The organism is Ciceribacter sichuanensis, from assembly GCF_024055605.1.
Classification (GTDB): Bacteria; Pseudomonadota; Alphaproteobacteria; order Rhizobiales; family Rhizobiaceae; genus Allorhizobium; species Allorhizobium sichuanense.
The window spans coordinates 331,506-348,278 of sequence record NZ_JAMXLX010000005.1 but is presented as its reverse complement, the minus strand read 5'-3'; the positions used below and the strand labels follow the sequence as shown (position 1 = coordinate 348,278).

Annotated in this window: 17 protein-coding genes and 1 tRNA gene; 4 read left to right on the top strand and 14 right to left on the bottom strand. The window is 61.3% G+C overall.

The window, feature by feature from the left end; translation table 11 throughout:
* The first annotated feature begins 174 nt into the window (after nucleotides 1-174).
* Both cpdR and NBH21_RS17060 read left to right on the top strand, forming a co-directional pair.
* The gene (gene cpdR / locus NBH21_RS17065) at nucleotides 175-537 is read left to right on the top strand and encodes a cell cycle two-component system response regulator CpdR (protein WP_099058814.1); all 363 of its coding nucleotides are present in this window, start codon (nucleotides 175-177) and stop codon (nucleotides 535-537) included.
* A gap of 94 nt (nucleotides 538-631) precedes the next feature.
* Nucleotides 632-706: transfer RNA gene (locus tag NBH21_RS17060), tRNA-Val, on the top strand.
* Between the two features lie 129 nt (nucleotides 707-835).
* Here the strand turns inward: NBH21_RS17060 and NBH21_RS17055 are convergent.
* From NBH21_RS17055 to NBH21_RS17020, 8 genes are all read right to left on the bottom strand, one after another.
* Complete coding sequence (locus NBH21_RS17055; RefSeq protein WP_250915437.1) at nucleotides 836-1,069, bottom strand: Sec-independent protein translocase family protein; 234 nt, start codon at nucleotides 1,067-1,069, stop codon at nucleotides 836-838.
* Nucleotides 1,070-1,172: 103 nt separating this feature from the next.
* Nucleotides 1,173-1,595 (bottom strand): beta/alpha barrel domain-containing protein, encoded by a 423-nt coding sequence (locus tag NBH21_RS17050; protein ID WP_250915436.1) that lies wholly within the window; start codon nucleotides 1,593-1,595, stop codon nucleotides 1,173-1,175.
* 60 nt (nucleotides 1,596-1,655) lie between these two features.
* Nucleotides 1,656-2,831, bottom strand: coding sequence for an iron-containing alcohol dehydrogenase (locus NBH21_RS17045; RefSeq protein ID WP_250915435.1), 1,176 nt, complete (start codon nucleotides 2,829-2,831; stop codon nucleotides 1,656-1,658).
* Nucleotides 2,832-2,859: 28 nt separating this feature from the next.
* A complete protein-coding gene (locus NBH21_RS17040) occupies nucleotides 2,860-3,693 on the bottom strand; it encodes an ABC transporter permease (protein WP_250915434.1) in 834 nt (277 codons plus the stop codon).
* Nucleotides 3,693-4,571 carry an ABC transporter permease gene (locus NBH21_RS17035; RefSeq protein WP_250915433.1) on the bottom strand — a complete coding sequence of 293 codons (879 nt, stop codon included), beginning with the start codon at nucleotides 4,569-4,571 and terminating at the stop codon, nucleotides 3,693-3,695. Before NBH21_RS17035 ends, NBH21_RS17040 begins: the two co-directional genes overlap by 1 nt.
* A complete protein-coding gene (locus tag NBH21_RS17030) occupies nucleotides 4,568-5,671 on the bottom strand; it encodes an ABC transporter ATP-binding protein (RefSeq protein WP_250915432.1) in 1,104 nt (367 codons plus the stop codon). Before NBH21_RS17030 ends, NBH21_RS17035 begins: the two co-directional genes overlap by 4 nt.
* A 190-nt stretch (nucleotides 5,672-5,861) precedes the next feature.
* A complete protein-coding gene (locus tag NBH21_RS17025) occupies nucleotides 5,862-7,019 on the bottom strand; it encodes an ABC transporter substrate-binding protein (RefSeq protein WP_250915431.1) in 1,158 nt (385 codons plus the stop codon).
* Between the two features lie 53 nt (nucleotides 7,020-7,072).
* Complete coding sequence (locus NBH21_RS17020) at nucleotides 7,073-8,416, bottom strand: glutamine synthetase family protein (RefSeq protein WP_250915430.1); 1,344 nt, start codon at nucleotides 8,414-8,416, stop codon at nucleotides 7,073-7,075.
* A 124-nt stretch (nucleotides 8,417-8,540) separates the two neighbouring features.
* Here NBH21_RS17020 and NBH21_RS26165 point away from each other — a divergent pair, with 124 nt between their 5' ends.
* Nucleotides 8,541-9,332, top strand: coding sequence for a helix-turn-helix transcriptional regulator (locus NBH21_RS26165; RefSeq protein ID WP_250915429.1), 792 nt, complete (start codon nucleotides 8,541-8,543; stop codon nucleotides 9,330-9,332).
* A gap of 163 nt (nucleotides 9,333-9,495) precedes the next feature.
* Here NBH21_RS26165 and NBH21_RS17010 read toward each other — a convergent pair whose 3' ends face one another.
* The 5 genes from NBH21_RS17010 to NBH21_RS16990 all read right to left on the bottom strand — a co-directional run bounded on the left by NBH21_RS17010 (nucleotide 9,496) and on the right by NBH21_RS16990 (nucleotide 15,028).
* Nucleotides 9,496-10,980 carry a coiled-coil domain-containing protein gene (locus tag NBH21_RS17010; RefSeq protein WP_250915428.1) on the bottom strand — a complete coding sequence of 495 codons (1,485 nt, stop codon included), beginning with the start codon at nucleotides 10,978-10,980 and terminating at the stop codon, nucleotides 9,496-9,498.
* A gap of 282 nt (nucleotides 10,981-11,262) precedes the next feature.
* Nucleotides 11,263-12,624, bottom strand: coding sequence for an aspartate aminotransferase family protein (locus NBH21_RS17005; RefSeq protein WP_250915427.1), 1,362 nt, complete (start codon nucleotides 12,622-12,624; stop codon nucleotides 11,263-11,265).
* Between the two features lie 46 nt (nucleotides 12,625-12,670).
* On the bottom strand, nucleotides 12,671-13,411 hold the full coding sequence (locus NBH21_RS17000) for a transporter substrate-binding domain-containing protein (protein ID WP_252759577.1): 741 nt from the start codon (nucleotides 13,409-13,411) through the stop codon (nucleotides 12,671-12,673).
* A gap of 185 nt (nucleotides 13,412-13,596) precedes the next feature.
* Nucleotides 13,597-14,229, bottom strand: coding sequence for a TetR family transcriptional regulator C-terminal domain-containing protein (locus NBH21_RS16995; RefSeq protein WP_250915425.1), 633 nt, complete (start codon nucleotides 14,227-14,229; stop codon nucleotides 13,597-13,599).
* Between the two features lie 94 nt (nucleotides 14,230-14,323).
* Nucleotides 14,324-15,028, bottom strand: coding sequence for a fumarylacetoacetate hydrolase family protein (locus tag NBH21_RS16990; protein ID WP_250915424.1), 705 nt, complete (start codon nucleotides 15,026-15,028; stop codon nucleotides 14,324-14,326).
* A 270-nt stretch (nucleotides 15,029-15,298) separates the two neighbouring features.
* On the opposite strand from NBH21_RS16990, the gene NBH21_RS16985 reads away from it, so the two are divergent.
* Nucleotides 15,299-15,757, top strand: coding sequence for a MarR family winged helix-turn-helix transcriptional regulator (locus tag NBH21_RS16985; protein ID WP_250915423.1), 459 nt, complete (start codon nucleotides 15,299-15,301; stop codon nucleotides 15,755-15,757).
* 15 nt (nucleotides 15,758-15,772) lie between these two features.
* Here the strand turns inward: NBH21_RS16985 and NBH21_RS16980 are convergent, their stop codons facing one another.
* Entirely contained in the window at nucleotides 15,773-16,756 is a 984-nt protein-coding gene (locus NBH21_RS16980) for a zinc-dependent alcohol dehydrogenase family protein (protein WP_250915422.1), read from the bottom strand.
* Nucleotides 16,757-16,773 lie beyond the last annotated feature (17 nt).

Below are 16,773 nucleotides of genomic sequence, written 5' to 3'. Positions count from 1 at the left end.
ACCACGTCACAAACTTGTTGTGGAACCATGTTGCCAGTTGGGCATGCGGAAGTCCATACTGCCATAAATGGCGATATAAGCCGTTGTAAGGTTCTTCACCGGATGTTTACGGGGAAAGCCCTACCCTAATCGGCCGAAAGCCATAACCGAAATACAGTGATCAGCGGTTCCCCAATGAGTCAGAAAATCCTTCTCGCCGAAGACGACAACGATATGCGCCGATTCCTCGTGAAGGCACTGGAAAAGGCGGGCTACAAGGTCTCTTCCTTCGACAACGGCGCAAGCGCCTATGACAGACTGCGCGAGGAACCCTTCTCGCTTCTCCTGACCGATATCGTCATGCCGGAAATGGACGGCATCGAGCTGGCGCGTCGCGCCACCGAACTCGATCCGGACCTCAAGGTGATGTTCATCACCGGCTTCGCAGCCGTCGCGCTCAACGCCGATTCGCAGGCTCCGAAGGACGCCAAGGTCCTTTCCAAGCCTTTCCACCTTCGCGACCTCGTCGACGAAGTCAACAAACTCCTTGCTGCGTAAGGAGTTTCGAAGCGGCTGTAAAAAAGTCTTCACAAAACTCCAAAATCCCTATTGACGGGACCAAGGGTTTTGTGGTCTTAAGCCGCCATCGGATGGGCGTGTAGCTCAGCGGGAGAGCACTACGTTGACATCGTAGGGGTCACAGGTTCAATCCCTGTCACGCCCACCATTCGAATTAAAAACAAGGGCTTGCCGAAAAATCGATGAGCCCTTGTTCCGTTCAAGACCTCAGTTTTCCCCAACGACTCACCTGTTATCCGGCCACGGTTTCCGTGTGCCGAAACGAGCCAGACCCGCCTCAGGACGACGACTTGTGTGCACCCGGTGCATTGGGCCATTGCGCGGTGGCAAACACCCACAAGCCGATCAGGTTTGCCAGCGGCACGAAAATCAGAAGCACCCACCAGCCGGAAAAGCCCGCCTTCCGCAAGATCTTGGAAATCGGCCAGCCGAACAGCAGGAACCAGAAGGCAATGGCAATCAGCCAATGCCAGAGACTAAAGGACCCCATCATAAAAACCCCATCGTTCATGAAACTCTCCCCTGAAGGCCGACGGCCCCGCTGGCCTCGACGCAGGAACAGTTGCCGAACGGAGAGAGGACGTCAATGACGAGGCATAAACGGCTTGCCGGCTTCAATCGCCCGCGATCACGGACAGCGCGTCGCCCGCATAGACGACAACATAACCGCCATCCGCCCGTGCCTCCCTTGCCCACGCATGTAGACGGTCCCGATAAGGCTCACGGAGCCACGCCTCGGGATGCTCGGGGTCGACAAGCACGGTAATCTGTTTCCCCTGCCTGTAAACCATCATGTGACAGCGGGAGGGCTCCCAGGCATCGTCGAGCAATGCATCCGACATCCATGCGCAGAGGAATCCACGACAGGTGGCAGGCCTCTTCTCATAGGTGGCGCAGCCTTCTCCAGCGATACAGTGCCGACAGAACGTGTTGGCGGGTTTGTCGAGTTCATCGATATCGGGCAGGTAGCAGCAGAGCGTGCAGGAGCCGCAGGCGCGTTCCTTCACGGCAAGAGCCGCATCCATATCCATCGTCATTGATCCCCTCTCCCGCTCACCGGCGGATGCGCCGAAAGCAGGCGCGTCGGGGAAGCCTTATCAGAAGCAGCCGGCGATGGCAGCCCGCAGGATCAGCGCAAGCTTTTCCGCATCGAGCGGCACCGGATTTCCGCCGGCGCAAGGATCGGCAGCAGCCATGGTCGCGATGCGGTCCACGTCGATGTTCGCAAGTCCGATCTCGCCGAGTGTCGCACCGATGCCGACCTCCCGGCGCATCGCATGCAGCCATTCGACCACCGCGTCCGCTCCCCCGCCCGGCAACTCCAGGAAACGGGCCAGCAGCGCCAGCTTGTCGGCAATCGCCGGCGCGTTGAATTCCACGACATAGGGCATCAGAACGGCGTTCAGGAGCCCGTGATGAGCGTCGTAGAGGGCGCCGAGAGGATGGGCGAGCGCATGCACCGCACCAAGCCCCTTCTGCAAGGCAACGCAGCCCATGCCGGAGGCGACGAGCATCTGCGAGCGCGCCTCGATGTTCGAACCGTCGGCGACCGCCACCGGCAGCCACTGCCGGATGATCCGCAGCGCATTGAGAGCGACACCCTCCGCCATTGGATGAAAGGCGGGAGACGAAAGCGCCTCCAGCGAATGACTGAGCGCATCCATGCCGGTCGCTGCCGTAATGTGCGCGGGAAGGCCGATCGTCAGCTCCGGGTCCATGATGACCGCGACCGGCATCATGCGGGGATGGAAGATGATGACCTTGCGATGCTCGCTCTCATCGGTGATGACCGAGGAACGTCCGAGTTCGGAGCCGGTGCCGGCTGTCGTTGGAATGGCGATGACGGGGATGAGGCGCGAAGTGTCCACTCGTTGCCAGTTGTCGCCGACATCCTCGAAATCCCAGATCGGCCGTTCCTGCGTCGCCATCAGGGCGATGGCCTTGGCGGCATCCAGCGCGCTTCCGCCGCCGACGGCCACGACACAATCGTAGCCGCCCGCCCTGAGCTTGGCGACGCCGTTCTCAACATTGGTGCCGGTCGGGTTGGGCTTCACCTCCGTAAAGAAACCCGGCCCCAGCCCCGCACAAATCAGCGTGGAAAGCGTCGCATCGACGGGAGGCAGAAGCTTCAGCCCGTCATCGGTCACCACCAGCGGCCGCGACAGTCCCAGTTCCGCCAGCACCGAGCCCAGTTCCGTTATGCGGCCCGGGCCGAACCGCACGGCGGTCGGAAAACTCCAGTTGGCGGGATGCGAAAAAGGCGCTTCTTGCATGATGCACGTCTCCTCCGGTTACGCAGTACTATTCGCTCGCTCCGACAAACTGCTGTCGCTTGAGCGCGCGCCGACGCATCACATCGGCAAAAGCAACCAGGCCGAGAGCTGGCAGAAAGTTCAAAGTGGCAAGCGCCGGGTAGATCGGAGACGAACCGACGGCAATCCCGCTGTACACGAACACCGGAAGGGTTCTCGCGGTTCCGGCCAGAGAGTAGGACACGTAAAAATTTCCCCACGACAGCAGGAAGGCGAAAGTCGCTGCGGAAAGAATGCCGGGCCAAAGCAGAGGAAATGTCACCTCCCGAAACACCTCGTATCCCGTCGCTCCCGCATCGCGCGCCGCATCCTCCAGCGTATCATCGAAACCGTAGACCTGCACCGCAACGACGACCAGCGCGAACGGCGTGATGTAGACCACATGACCGATCACCACGGTCGCAAGTCCCGTCGAGAACCCGAGCCAGCTGCCAAGCACAGAGAACCACAGCAGCATGACCACGCCGAGCAGCAGCTGCGGAAACAGCAGCGGCGCGAAGGTCAGCGCCTGAAAGGCCCGCTGCATCCGGAAACGATAACGTATCCATGCGATCGCACCGGCCGTTCCGAGCAGCGTTGCGAAGATCGTGGTGATGATCGCAACGACGGCCGAGTTGGTGACCGCCGGCAGGAAATCCGGCTTCCTCCACAATTCGCCATACCACTCCAGCGACAGGCTCTCGATCGGCAGCGTCAGCACGCGGCTGCCCGTGAAGGAAAACACCACCAGCGTCACGATCGGAATATAGAGGAAAACGAGCAGCGCCAGCATCGAGCCGATGAGCAGTGCACTGATGGTCCGGTTTTTGAAATACTCCGACATCACGCAGGCACCTCCACGTTGCGCACCTGACGCAGCTTGAGAATGGCAAGCACCAGCATCAGGGACAGGGCGCCGATGGCAATCAGCACCAGCGTCAGCGCAGCACCGAGCGGCCAGTTGACGCGGGTCTCGAAGCTCTGGCGGATCAGTTCCGACGCCAGCGGCGACGTGCCGCCGCCGAGAACCTTCGGCTCGAGGAAAACGCCGAGGCTAAGAACGAACACCAGCACCGCCCCTGAATAGAGACCCGGACGCGACAGCGGCAGCGTCACCTCGAAGAAGGTGCGGATACGCGAGGCACCGGCATCATAGGAAGCGAGCATCAGGTCGCGGTCGATCCTGACCAGAGACAGGTAGATCGTGAAGACGGGATAAACAGCGAGGTTATAGACCATGCCGATCATCGTCGCCGTCTCGGTGAAGAGAAGGTTGGTCGCCTCCGGCCCGAAACCGAGATGGGCAAGCAACCAGTTCAGTACACCGTTCTTGTCCAGCACCAGGATCCAGCCGAAGGTCTTCAGCACGGCATCCGTCAGGAAGGCGAAGATGATCAGGATCTGGATCTGCGCGTTGTACGCCTTGAGACGTGTTGCCAGCGCATAGGCCGCCGGATAGGCGATGAGCAGGCACAGCACAACGCAGAGAAGCGCCATGCCCACCGTTCGCATCATGATCGTCCAGTAGTGCGGCTTGGAGAAGACCTCCGTCCAGACCTTGAGATCCCAGGTCCAGTTGAGCCGATAGAACTGCGTCGTCTGGAAGGACAGGACCGCGGTCATGGCCAGCGGAATGATGAAGAAGACGACCATCACGATCGCCAGCGGCGCAACGGCTGCGATGAGAACCGGATCGTTCCAGGTCTTGGCGTGTGTCTTCATGCCAGCCCCGCCAGAAGGAAAGCCTGCGACGGCTGGAAGCCCACCTGCACGGCCTCACCGACCTCGGCCGGCAATTGCAGGGAACCGGCAAGATCGACGATCAGCGGCGCATCCCGGCCGGCGATACGCACGCGATACTGCGTCGACGACCCCTTGATGAAATACTCCTCGACGATACCGGAAAGCAGCCACTCGCCCGCCACGGCATCGCCCCGCACCAGCCGCAGGGTCTCCGGACGGACAAGCAGCGAGCCGCCGGAACCGGAGAAGGCCGGCGAGATATTGGGTTCGGCCAGCGTGGCCGGAACATTGCCAGCGAGCGGGCTCACAATCGTTGCCGATCCGTCGCCGCCACGAGTCACGGACACCGGCAGGAAATTCGTTTCGCCGATGAAGCCGGCCACGAAGGTCTCGACGGGACGGTAGTAGATGTCGGATGGCGTGCCTATCTGCACCACGCGACCGCCGCGCATGACGCAGATGCGGTCGGCGAGCATCATCGCCTCTTCCAGATCGTGCGTCACCAGAACGAAGCTCGTTCCGAGTTCCCTGTGCAGCTTCTTCAGTTCCGCCTGCAGCGACTTCTTGAGCTTGGCGTCAAGCGCGCTCATCGGCTCGTCGAGCAGAAGCACGCCGGGGCGCGATACCAGCGCACGCGCCAGCGCCACGCGCTGCTGTTCGCCACCGGAAAGCTGGGCCGGATAGCGGTTCAGATATTCCGGCTTGAGATGCATGAGGTCGAGCATCGCCCGCACCCGTGTCGCGATCTCGGCCTTGTTCGTCCTGGCAAGCTTCAGCGGAAAGCCGATATTTTCCGCCACCGTCTTGTGCGGAAAGAGCGCCAGCTTCTGGAACACCATGCGGGTCGGTCGCTTGGCCGCCGGCACTCCGGCCATGTCGCGACCCTCGATGGAGAGCGCGCCTTCGGTCGGGTCCTCGAAGCCTGCGAGTATCTTCAGGAGCGTGGTCTTGCCGCAGCCGGAAGGCCCGACGAGCGCAACGAACTCACCCTCGGCAATCGAGAGCGAGACACCGTGCAGCGCACGCGCCGTCCCGTAATCCTTGACGATGTTGGCGGCGTGAATGATCGGATTGGCCAAACTTCAGCTTCCCTGTCTCTGGAGCATCTGCGGGTGAAACGGTGTTACCCGAGCTTCTCCATCTCCTTGTTTCCGTGCAATGCCGCAGAGCAAGTCGCTGCGGACTTTTCCGGGTTTCAGCAGTGCATCCAGGCAAATGGAATGCGACCTGCGACGGCGGACTGCCGCAGGTCGCAATTGTCAGGAGAGCTTAGCGCGCGGCGAGCTCTTCCTGCCAGATGGCCAGCATGTCATCGACATTCGGCGCAACGGTGTGGAACTGGCTGTTGTCCCAGGCCGTCCACATGTAGTCCATCTGCAGGGCCTTCTTCTCGGCGTCGGAGAAGAGCGCTTCGGCCTTCTGGTTCGGCACGAGGTTGCAGGTCGCTTCGGTGATTGCGAGCTGCTTGGCGACATCAGGCGAAACGATATATTTCAGGAAGTCGGCCGCGACCTTGCTGTCCTTGCCGTTCTCGATGAGGCCGGTCGCCTCCATCCAGATGATACCCTGCTTCAGGCCGTTCTTCGGCTCGGGAACGATCGACTGGATGTAGTCGTGGCCCTGCAGACGCAGCGACGAGGTGCAATAGGTGCCGCCGCCGATCAGCGCACGGAACGAACCGTCGATCAGGCCCTTCTGGGCGACCGCGAGATCGGCAACGATGGCGCGGGTGTTCTTGAACGCCGCGCGCAGCACTTTGCGAACTTCATCGAGCGCGGCCTGGTCGAGTTCCTCGTAAGGATTGACGCCGGCATAGAGAGCGAGCGGCATGATCGGCCAATCACCCCAGTCGAGCAGGCAAATCTTGTCCTTGTAGGCGCTGTCGAATACCGGCGCATAGGACGACCAGCTCTCGAGCTTGTCGAACTTGGTGTTGACGGTCGGGCCGACCCAGCCCCAGCGCGTCGGAAGACCGGTGGTCTTGCCGTCAAACTGCAGCGGCTGGAAGGGCGCGCGGAACTGCGGGTAGAATTCCGCATACTGGTCGGCGAACTCGGCATCGTCGATATAACGGCAAATGCCGGCAGGCCCCATGCGCGCGATCCACGGGCTGTCGGAGGAAACGAGGTCGAAATCCTTCGACGCGCCGGCTGCGAGCTTGGCAAAGCCCCCGGCGGAGTCGGTGATCAGGTCGACCGAGATGGAAACGCCCTTTTCCTTCTGGAAGGGTTCGAGGATGGACGGCGCGTTATAGCCTTCCCAGCACATGTAGTTGATGCTGTCGGCCGCCTGCGCGCCGCGTGGCATGCCGAAAAGACCGCCGCCCGCCGCAGCAAGGCCGAGACCGCCCATGCCCTTGAGCACGGACCGGCGGGAGACTGAGCCCGCCATCAAAGAATTGCCGATGTCTGCTGTTCCTTTTGTCATTGTCCTTTTCCCTCTTTTTTAAATTCAAAAATGTGGTCGCGGCCCGCCGGATCTCAGACGATGCCGAGATATCGTCTGATCTCCCATTCGCTGACCTGCTTCTGGTATTCCCTGTATTCGAACCGGCGACCGGTCACGAAACTGTCGACGAAGGCATCGCCGAAGGTCTCCCGCGCGATCACGCTACGGTCGAGGCGGTCTGCGGCCTGACCGAGATCGCTCGGGAAGGCGGCATGCGGCTCGGGCGTGGCGAGATAGAAGTTCTCGTCGCTTGCCGCCGGCGGCTCGATCTCGTTGCGGATGCCGTAGAGGCCCGCGCCCAGGCACATGGACAGCGCGAGATACGGATTGGCGTCGGCGGACGGCACGCGGAATTCCACGCGGGTCGCTTCCGGGCTGTCATTGATGATGCGAACGGCGGAGGTGCGGTTCTGCACGCCCCAGTTCGCGGCCGTCGGCGCCCATGCGCCCGGAACCAGCCGCTTGTAGGCGTTGACCGTGTGCGAGCACATCGCCAGCATCTCCGGCATCAGCTTCAGCAGGCCGCCGACGAAATGCCGGCCAGTGCGGCTGAGGCCATCCGGCGAATCCGGGTCCGAGAATGCCGGGTTGCCGTTCCGGTCGCGCATCGAGACATGCAGATGACCCGACTGTCCCGGCAGATCGGGGGAAAGCTTCGACATGAAGCCTGCCGTCAGCCCATTGCGGGAGAAATAGGCCTTGGCGAAATTCTTGAAGAGCACCGCGTCGTCGGGGGACTTGATGCCCTTGGCGTAGGTCAGCGGCACTTCGAAACAGCCCGGACCAAGCTCGGTGTGGATGGCGTCGAGCTTGATTTCCATGGCGTTCATCGCCTGCGCCAACCCGTCCAGCAGTTCTCCATGAAGGGCGGAGGTCTGCAGCGAATAGGTGCGATTGCCCTGTGCGAAATTGGTGAGGTCGCGATACTTCTTCGCCTTCAACGTCTCCGGCGTCTCGGAAAACAGGAAGAACTCGTATTCGAAGGCGGAAGCCACCGAAAAGCCCATGCTGTCAGCCTCGTCCAGAAGACGAAGGCAGAGGTTGCGCGGCGAGCGCTCACCGAATTCTCCGGAAAAATCCGCGATGCAGAGCGCGGAGGCCGGGGAGAAGGGATAGAGGCGCAGCGTGTCGGTAAAGATCTCGGCCGGGCGGTCGATGAAGGCGCTTTCCGCATATGTCTTCTCGGCGATGTCCCAGAAGTAGAGCACTTCGCAAAAAGGATAGCCGGACTTGGCGAGCTTGACCGCCTTGTCGGCCTGGACCAGCTTGTCGCGGAATTCACCTTCCGGGTCGATCATGCCGACGTGAACGGACTTGGCACCCATCTCGGAAAGGGCCGCCTCGAACTCAACCGAACTGTTTCGGGCCTTGTGCATCAGGTTCCTGCCATTATTGTTTTGTCGAACGCTACCGCCCGAAAACAAGACAAGAAATATCCCGTTAGGGATAGACGGGGCTAAATGTCGGAGCGGAAGGCGTTACCGCAGGGCTGGAGGCATAGTGAAAAACGAATTCGCAAGATGGAATGAAAATGTAGGCGGCTTCATCCGGGCTATCGGAACGCCGGATCTGCCTCGCAAGCTTTCGACCGCAATTGCCGACGAAATGCCTTTCGACATCGCCATGGTGTTCGCCTATCAGGGCACAGAGAACCCCGTCTGCCTCTACCACAACCTAGATGAGGAACGGGCGGCGACGGTCATTACCGCCTATGCCAAGGGGCCCTACCTGCTCGACCCGTTCTATCTCGCCGCAATCGATCCGAAGATCACCGGCGTTCGCCACCTGCGCAAGATGGCGCCGGACCAGTTCTACAGCACGGAATATTATCGCCAGCATTATGGCCGCACCCGCATCCGCGACGAGATCGGCATCGTTTGCCGCCCTCCGGGCGCCGGCGCGGTCGTCATCAGCTTCACCCGACCGGGGGATGCTCCCTTCTTCGGACGACGTGACTTCAACACGATGCGGGCCATCGAACCGGTGGTACGCGCAGCCATCGAGGAACATTGGTGCGACGGAGGGCCCGCCGGAAGCGACGCCGCGAAACGCAACGCCGAGGACCCGATCAACGAGACGCTCGACGTCATGGCCGACGGAATCCTCACCCGGCGCGAGATCGAGATCACCTCTCTCATCTTGCGCGGCCATTCCAGCCGTTCCATCGCGGAAACGCTGAACATCGCCGAGGGTACGGTGAAGATCCACCGGAAGAACATCTACCAGAAGCTCGGAGCTTCGAGCCAATCCGAACTCTTCTCCATGTTCATCGTGCAATTGTCGAAACAGTAACCCGAACCCCGTCGGACAGACGCGTCCAGCGGCTTTGCGGAAAGGGCATGCCAAGACAAATAAAAAGCACCCGGGCAAGAAGGACACGCCACGGGTGCTTTATTTCTTCAGACCATGAAAAGCCCGGACGCCAGGTCACGAGAGGCCTTGATGCCAACGCCGATCAGAAGTCGACGGTGGCCTTGGGCATGCGCAGTGATTTCTCGGAAATCTCGATGATCGGCTTTGCGGCAGCCTGTTCCGGCGCGGGAACCCAGCTATCGACACCCGAAGCTGCTGTGGGCAGTGAGCTGGCCTGAGCCCCCTGCTGACGGTCGTTGCGGGCGAATTCGAGCTGTCCCGTGAGAATGGCGATCTCCGAACGAAGCTGGCGGATCTCGGCCTTCGTAACCTCCGCGCTGCTGCGCAGCTGGCGGATTTCTTCCTGATCGGCGAAGCTGCGCTGGTCGAAGTCACGCTTCATCGTTTCCGCGTCACGGTCCCGCTTGTTGCGCGCGTTCTCGGCATCGCGCAGGCGCATGGTCATCTCGGCGATCTGCAGCGACATTTCGCGGCGACCGGCTTCGTTTTCCGAAGTGCTGGCGCGAGCGGTTGCAAGTTCCTGCGCCAGACGATCGGCGCGAAGCGTCGTGGTCGAAAGCTCGGCCTTTGTCTGCTTCAGCTCGGTGCGCATGCCCTGCATCTCGTCCTCGACCAGCTTGACGCGGCCGCGCGCGGTAACCAGCAGCTTTTCCACCAGTTCGGCCTTGGAACTGATCGCCTCGTGCCGGGTCGAAAGCTGCGACATTTCCACAGCCATCGCGCTCTGCTGGTTATCGAGTTCCGACTGCAGGCGCTTGAGCTTTTCCTGGTTGAACGAATCCTCCTGCTTGAGTGCGGTGACCTCACCAAGCAGATTGCGGGAAATCGTTTCCTGATGCTCCAGCCCGCTCTTCAGCCGGCCCCGTTCCTCCGTGAGGCGGGCGATTTCGCGCGCCTGAGCGTCGGCCTCGCGGCGCGACGTTTCGAGAAGCACCTGATGCTGCGTCCGCTCGGTCTCGTACTTCTCGCGCATCATCGCCAGATCGCGGCTGCGCTGGTCGAGATCCTGATGCGCGCGACGCAGCAGCGCAGCCGTTTCGTCATACTGCACGATGCGCTCATCGAGCTCGCGGCCAACGTCATGCAGACGCCGCTGCACGATGTCGAGATCCTGCGAGTTGGCGTCATAGAGCGCCTGAAGCTTGATCAGCTTCTCGCGGGACTCTTCCGTCTCCGCCCGAAGCTGTACATTCTCGGCCCGCAACTCCTTGGCCTCGGCGAGAGCCCGTTGGCTTTCGCCATCGAGCCGGCGGCGGGCCGTGCTTTCATAATCGAGGAGCGAGGCGATACGCGCCCGCTCGGCGCGAAGTGCTGCAAGCTCGTTCAGTGCTTCGCCATGAGCCCCGAGCAACGAGGAAACGCGCTCCTGGAGGAAGCCGAAGCCGGAAAGCAGCTCTTCGGACGAAAGGTGGCTCTCCTCGATCACCGAACCGAACGTCTGGTCGCCGATCTCGCTGCGCCCCTGCAGCGCTGGAGAATAGGAAGCAGCCCCGGATTGTCCATCGCCGATGGATGCGCCGCCTGCTGTCGTTCTTGCCGGCTCGTCGCCCCGGCGGAAAAAGCTCATGACCATCCTGACCCCCAATCCGGTCTAAAGACTTAAAACATACATTTTGAATGCTTCTGGCAGGCCACCGCATCTGCCTGCCGGTCTTCCCCAATGACGATAGCGAGGATCAGGCAGGGCGTGACATTCGTCAAAGGAAACTTGCGGCCCTCTCGGCTGCACCAGCGGATTCCAACAACTTTCTGGTAATAATTTCCGGCCGCTTATTAATTAAAATCTAATATATTGATTGCACAGCGCTTTTCGCAACCGTCCGCCTCCCCAAAAAATGTGGGGCGAGCCCTATCTCAACGCAACCGCCCGCCGCGCCTCGGCAACCGAATCCCGAATCGCCCCGGACAGGATCGAGACGATTTCCCTAAGTTCTTCCTCGCTTGCATTATAGGGCGGCGCGAGAATGACGGTATCGCCCGCCACCCCTCCGACATTACCGGTACAGGGATAGCAGATCAGTCCCGCCTCGAAGGCGCGACGACCGATCGCGGCATGCAGGCTGGCATAAGCGGGGAAAGGCTCCTTGCTGACAGGATCGGCAACCATTTCCAGCCCGATGAAGAACCCTCGCCCGCGAACGTCACCGACCTCGCCGACATCGGCAAGCGCCGCGCGCAATTCCTGCTGCAGGATCGGACCCCGCGCCAGCACCCGGTCGAGCAGATTGTCCCGCGTCACGATCTTCTGGACCGCCACGCCCGCCGCGCAGGCGGAGGTGTGGCCGGTAAAGGTATGGCCGGTCATCGCGCCGCCATGGGCCGCCATCAGCGTCTCATGGACATGATCGCTGTAGAGAGCAGCGCCGAGCGGCTGGTAGCCGGCGGCGAGCCCCTTGGCGATGCTCATGATATCCGGCACCACCCCGTCTTCGGCCAGCGCCCGCCAGGTGCCCGTGCGGCCCGAACCGCACATCACCTCGTCGCTGATAAGCAGAACACCGTGGCGACGGCAGACGGCCGCGACCGCTTTGGCATAACCCGCAGGAGCCGGCACGACGCCACCGGCGGCACCTACCACCGGCTCGAAGATGAAGGCCGCGACCTTATCGGCACCGATTTTGAGGATCTCCTCCTCGAGTTCATTTGCGAGATAGGTTACCAGCCCCGCCGCATTCACGCCCTCCGGCAACCGGTAGGTGTTGGCACTGGAGACGAAGGAAACATCGAGCAGGCTGCCCTCGAAAGCCTCCCTCCGTGTCTTAAAGTCCGAAACGGAGAGAGCGCCGAGCGTATTGCCATGCCAGGAACGCCGGCGGGAAATGAACCGGCGGCGGCTCTTCTCGCCGCGTGCCGTGTGGTACTGCAGCGCGATCTTCAGGCAGGATTCCACGGCTTCCGACCCGCTGGTGACAAAGACGATGTTGCCGAAATGGCTCCCCGTGTTCCGGCGGATGATCTCGGTCAGTTCCTCCACCGCATCCGAGGTGAAGAGATAGCGGTAGCCATGCGCCACCCGGTCAAGCTGCGCCTTGACCGCCTCCGTCACCTCCGGGTGCGCATGTCCGAGGCAGTAGACAGCCGGCCCGCCCGATCCGTCGAGATAGCGCTTGCCATTCGCATCGTAGAGATAGCTTCCCCGCCCGTAGGCGATCTTCGGAAGGGCCTGCACCCCGTAGCTGCTGCCGGTGGACGTGGTCTTCGGCGACGACATGGCATTTCCCTTCTGACGAAATCACGCTGCGGGATCGAAATGAAAGCTACTTGCGGAGCAGCCCGTAAATGTCGAAATCGAAATAGGGCTTAGCCAGACGATCATAGTCGCCATTGGTGAGCAGCGTCGCAATCGCTGCATTGACCTCTCCGGTCAGCGCCTTGTCTTCCTTGCGCAGTCCAGCCCCGACCTTGGTGATACCCCGTTCGCCGGGCGGCACGTCGGCAAGGATGGCGAGCCCGGAGGACTGCGGTTCCTTCAGGAACTCGGCCAGCGCCACCTTGTCGGCAAGCACAACATCGACACGCTTTGCCACCAGTTCGTCATTCGCTTCCTCCTGCGTCGGATAGGTGCGAATGGTGGCGACGTCACCGAACTTGCTCTGGACATCGGCGGCATGCGTGGTTGAGCCCTGCACGCCGATGGTCTTGCCCTTCATCCCGTCTCGCGTCAGCACGAGGACACTGCCCTTGGGCCCCATGAAGGCGGCAGCCGTCGAATAATAGGGAATGGAGAAATCGATGATCTGCCTGCGCTCGTCCGTGATCACCATGGAGCTCATAATCATGTCGATCTTCTTCGTCGTCAGCGCATGGATGAGGTCGTCCCACCCCGCGTCCACGGTAACGCATTGCATCTTGATCGCAGCGCAGATCGCCATCGACAGGTCGATTTCGAAGCCCTTCCATTTCCCGTCAGGCTCCTTCCAGGTGAAGGGCGGATACGGCTCGTCAGCGACACCGATTTTCAAAGGTTCGATCGCGAAGGCGGAAGCAGGTAATGTCATGAAAAGGCATGCGGCAAGACCAATGCGCAGCAACGACTTCACGAATATTCCCCTTTATTGTACGGCGGAAGGAAGAGATTATTCGGACACAACGCCCAACATCCACCGATTGAAAATGCGATCATGATACAAACCGGTCGCAGCAAGACAAGAGAAACTTAACGACCGTTCAATTTCCCTGGCATTCACGATGTTGCGCGGGGCGCGGACGCATTGAGGAACACATCGGCCCAACGCTCGCAAAGCCCTATCGCCTCGTCCGGCGTGAAGATTTCCGGATTGAGACACCATTCCAGCCAGAGACCATCGAGCATAGCAACGATACCGATCGCCGCAAGCCTGACATCCGGCTCCGGCCAGCCGCGCGAAGCAAAGAAATCCTTCAGCAAGGCCGAAAGCAGGCGGCGATATCCGGCATAAGTGCGATCATGCACGTCCTTCATCGCCGGAGAATGTTCGATCATCCCCCAGAACACCACCCAGGTCCGGAGCGTGCTTCTCTCCATGACGGGGGCGGAAAGCGATGCGCGGAAATAGGCGCTCAGCTTCGCCCGCGGATCATCGCCTGCTGCGGCAACCATGGTTTCGATGTTTTCGAGCAGGGCAAGAGACATCGTCTCATAGGCATGGCCGACCAGTTCGTCCTTGCCGCTGTAGTGATGATTGATGAGGCCGATCGAGATACCGGCCTCCTTGCTGATCTTGCGAATCGAAAGCCCGGCGTGACCTTCCCGGGCGAGACATGCAAGCGTCGCCTCGATCAGCGTACGGCGCCGATCCTCGGGTAACTTGCGTTCGAATTTGCCGAGTTCCGCCATGCTGCGAATCGAATTCCATCCATTTTCCAAGGATGTAGCATGTTTACGGTCCCGACACATGAATGCGGATAAAAATGACGCTTTCAGGCTAGCCTTATTCGGCGGCCCCTATTGTCAGCGCGAGGTCGCGCAGCCCGTCGATTCCACCGGTAATGACATCGCCCGCCACCACCGGGCCGACGCCGGCCGGCGTTCCCGTATAGATCAGGTCGCCGGGCGCAAGATGGTAGAAGCGCGACAAGTGGCTGACGATCTCCGGCACCGACCAGACCATATCAGACAGATGCGAATCCTGCTTCACCTCGTCTCCGACCTTCAGCCAGATGCGCTGCTTGCCGATGGCCGGAAAATCCACGGCCCGCGTGATGTCCGAAATGATCGCCGACCGTTCGAAGGCCTTGCCGAAGTCCCATGGTCGCTGCTTCACGCGGGAAGCCTGCTGCAGGTCGCGCCGGGTCATGTCCAGACCGCATGCATAACCGTAAACAGCCTTCGGCGCGTCCTCCACCGAGACCCGAAATGCCGGAGCGCCGATGGCAATCACCAGTTCCATCTCGTAGTGGAAATTTTCCGTTCCCGGCGGATAGGGAATGGTCGAGCCTGTCGGCGTGATCGCGCTTGCCGGCTTGGTGAAATAGAAGGGCTCCTCGCGGTCGACTTCGACGCCCATCTCGGCCGCATGAGCGGCATAGTTACGCCCGACGCAGAAGATCCTGTGGACAGGATATCCTCCGGTCTCGCCCTTGACCGGGATCAGAGGGGTAGCGGGAATTTCGAAAAGTGGCTCAAGCGTGCTCAACGCATTCTCTCCTCGTCGCAGCCGGCCCGATCCCGATGCGCCGCATCGAAACGGGTTTCGGCAAGTCTCATCAATGCTTAAGTCCACAGAACGGTTGCCGCAAGGTCAGGTACGGGCACCAGGGCGACAATGCTCCCCGACGCGCTCCGTCACAAATATCACCGGCAGGCGTACCAGCCTTCTAACCCGGAATGAGCCCTTTTTCACCAATCGGATAAGCGCTAGAGAAGGCAATCAAAAGCATCTGTTTGCGAGGGGGAGCGCATCTTCATGCTGGAAATCTACGAAATGCCCGGACACCTGATCCGGCGACTGAACCAGACGGCCGTTTCCGTCTTCATGGATGAAACCGGCAAGAGGGGCTTCGATCTGACGCCGGTGCAATATGCGGCCCTGAACGCCATCGAGGCGACGCCCGGGCTCGATCAGGCAACACTCGCCAGCCACATTGCTTATGACCGTGTGACCATCGGCGGAGTGGTCGACCGACTGGAGCAGAAGGAGCTGGTGCGCCGGGAAACCAACCCGAAGGACCGTCGTGCCCGCACCCTTTACCTCACCGACAAGGGCAGCGAGACGCTGGCGGAAATCCGCCCGATCGTCCGCGAAACCCAGGCACTACTGCTGAGCGGCCTGTCAGCCGTCGAACGCGAGCAGTTCGTCGGCCTGCTGCAAAAGGCGTGCGAAGCGGTCAACGAACGCAGCCGGGCGCCACTGCGCATCACCTGAACCACTCCATCGAGATCACGGCACCAGCACCGCCGCACCCTGAAAGCGGCCGGCGCGCAGGTCGTCGAGTGCCTCGTTCGCCCTTTCCAGCGGATAGACCGTCGTGATGGTCTTCACCCCGGCGTGCGGAGCAAGATCGAGGAACTCCACGGCATCCGCCCGGGTGAGATTGGCAACCGAAAGGATCTGCCGCTCACCCCAGAGGATCGAATAGGGAAACTGAGGGATATCGCTCATATGGATGCCGCCGCACACCACGCGCCCGCCCTTGGCAACGGCACGCAGCGCGGCCGGCACCAGTGCGCCCACCGGCGCGAAGATGATGGCCGCATCGAGTTGCTTCGGCGGCGTCTCGTCCGAGCTTCCAGCCCAGACAGCGCCGAGAGACTTGGCCATGGCCTGCGCCGCATGGTCACCCTCGCGGGTGAAGGCGTAGACATCCCGTCCCTGATACACGCAGACCTGCGCGATGATATGGGCCGCCGCTCCGAAACCGAAGATCCCGATGCGACGCCCATCCCCCGCCATCTTGAGCGACCTCCAGCCGATCAGCCCGGCGCACATCAGCGGTGCGGCGGCAACGGGATCGGAAAAGCCGTCGAGCGGAAAGGCATAGGACGCATCGGCCACCACATGGCTGGCAAAACCGCCATCCCGCGTGTAGCCGGTGAAACCGGGCGTATCGCAGAGGTTTTCCCGGCCGCTCTCGCAATAGCTGCAGCATCCGCAGGTGTGCCCGAGCCATGGTATTCCAACCCGCCTTCCTGGCCGCAGGTTCGTGACACCATCACCGCAGCGTTCAACGATGCCGACGATTTCGTGTCCTGGAACAAGGGGAAGCTTCGGTTCCGTCAGGTCGCCGTCGACGACGTGCAGATCGGTGCGGCAGACGGCGCATGCCTCGACCCGCACAAGGATCTCGTCCGCGCCGGGAAGCGGATCTGGCCTCTCCTCGAACTGCAACGGTTGCCTGATGGCGTGCAGCACCATGGCTTTCATTTTTGCGATCTCCTTCG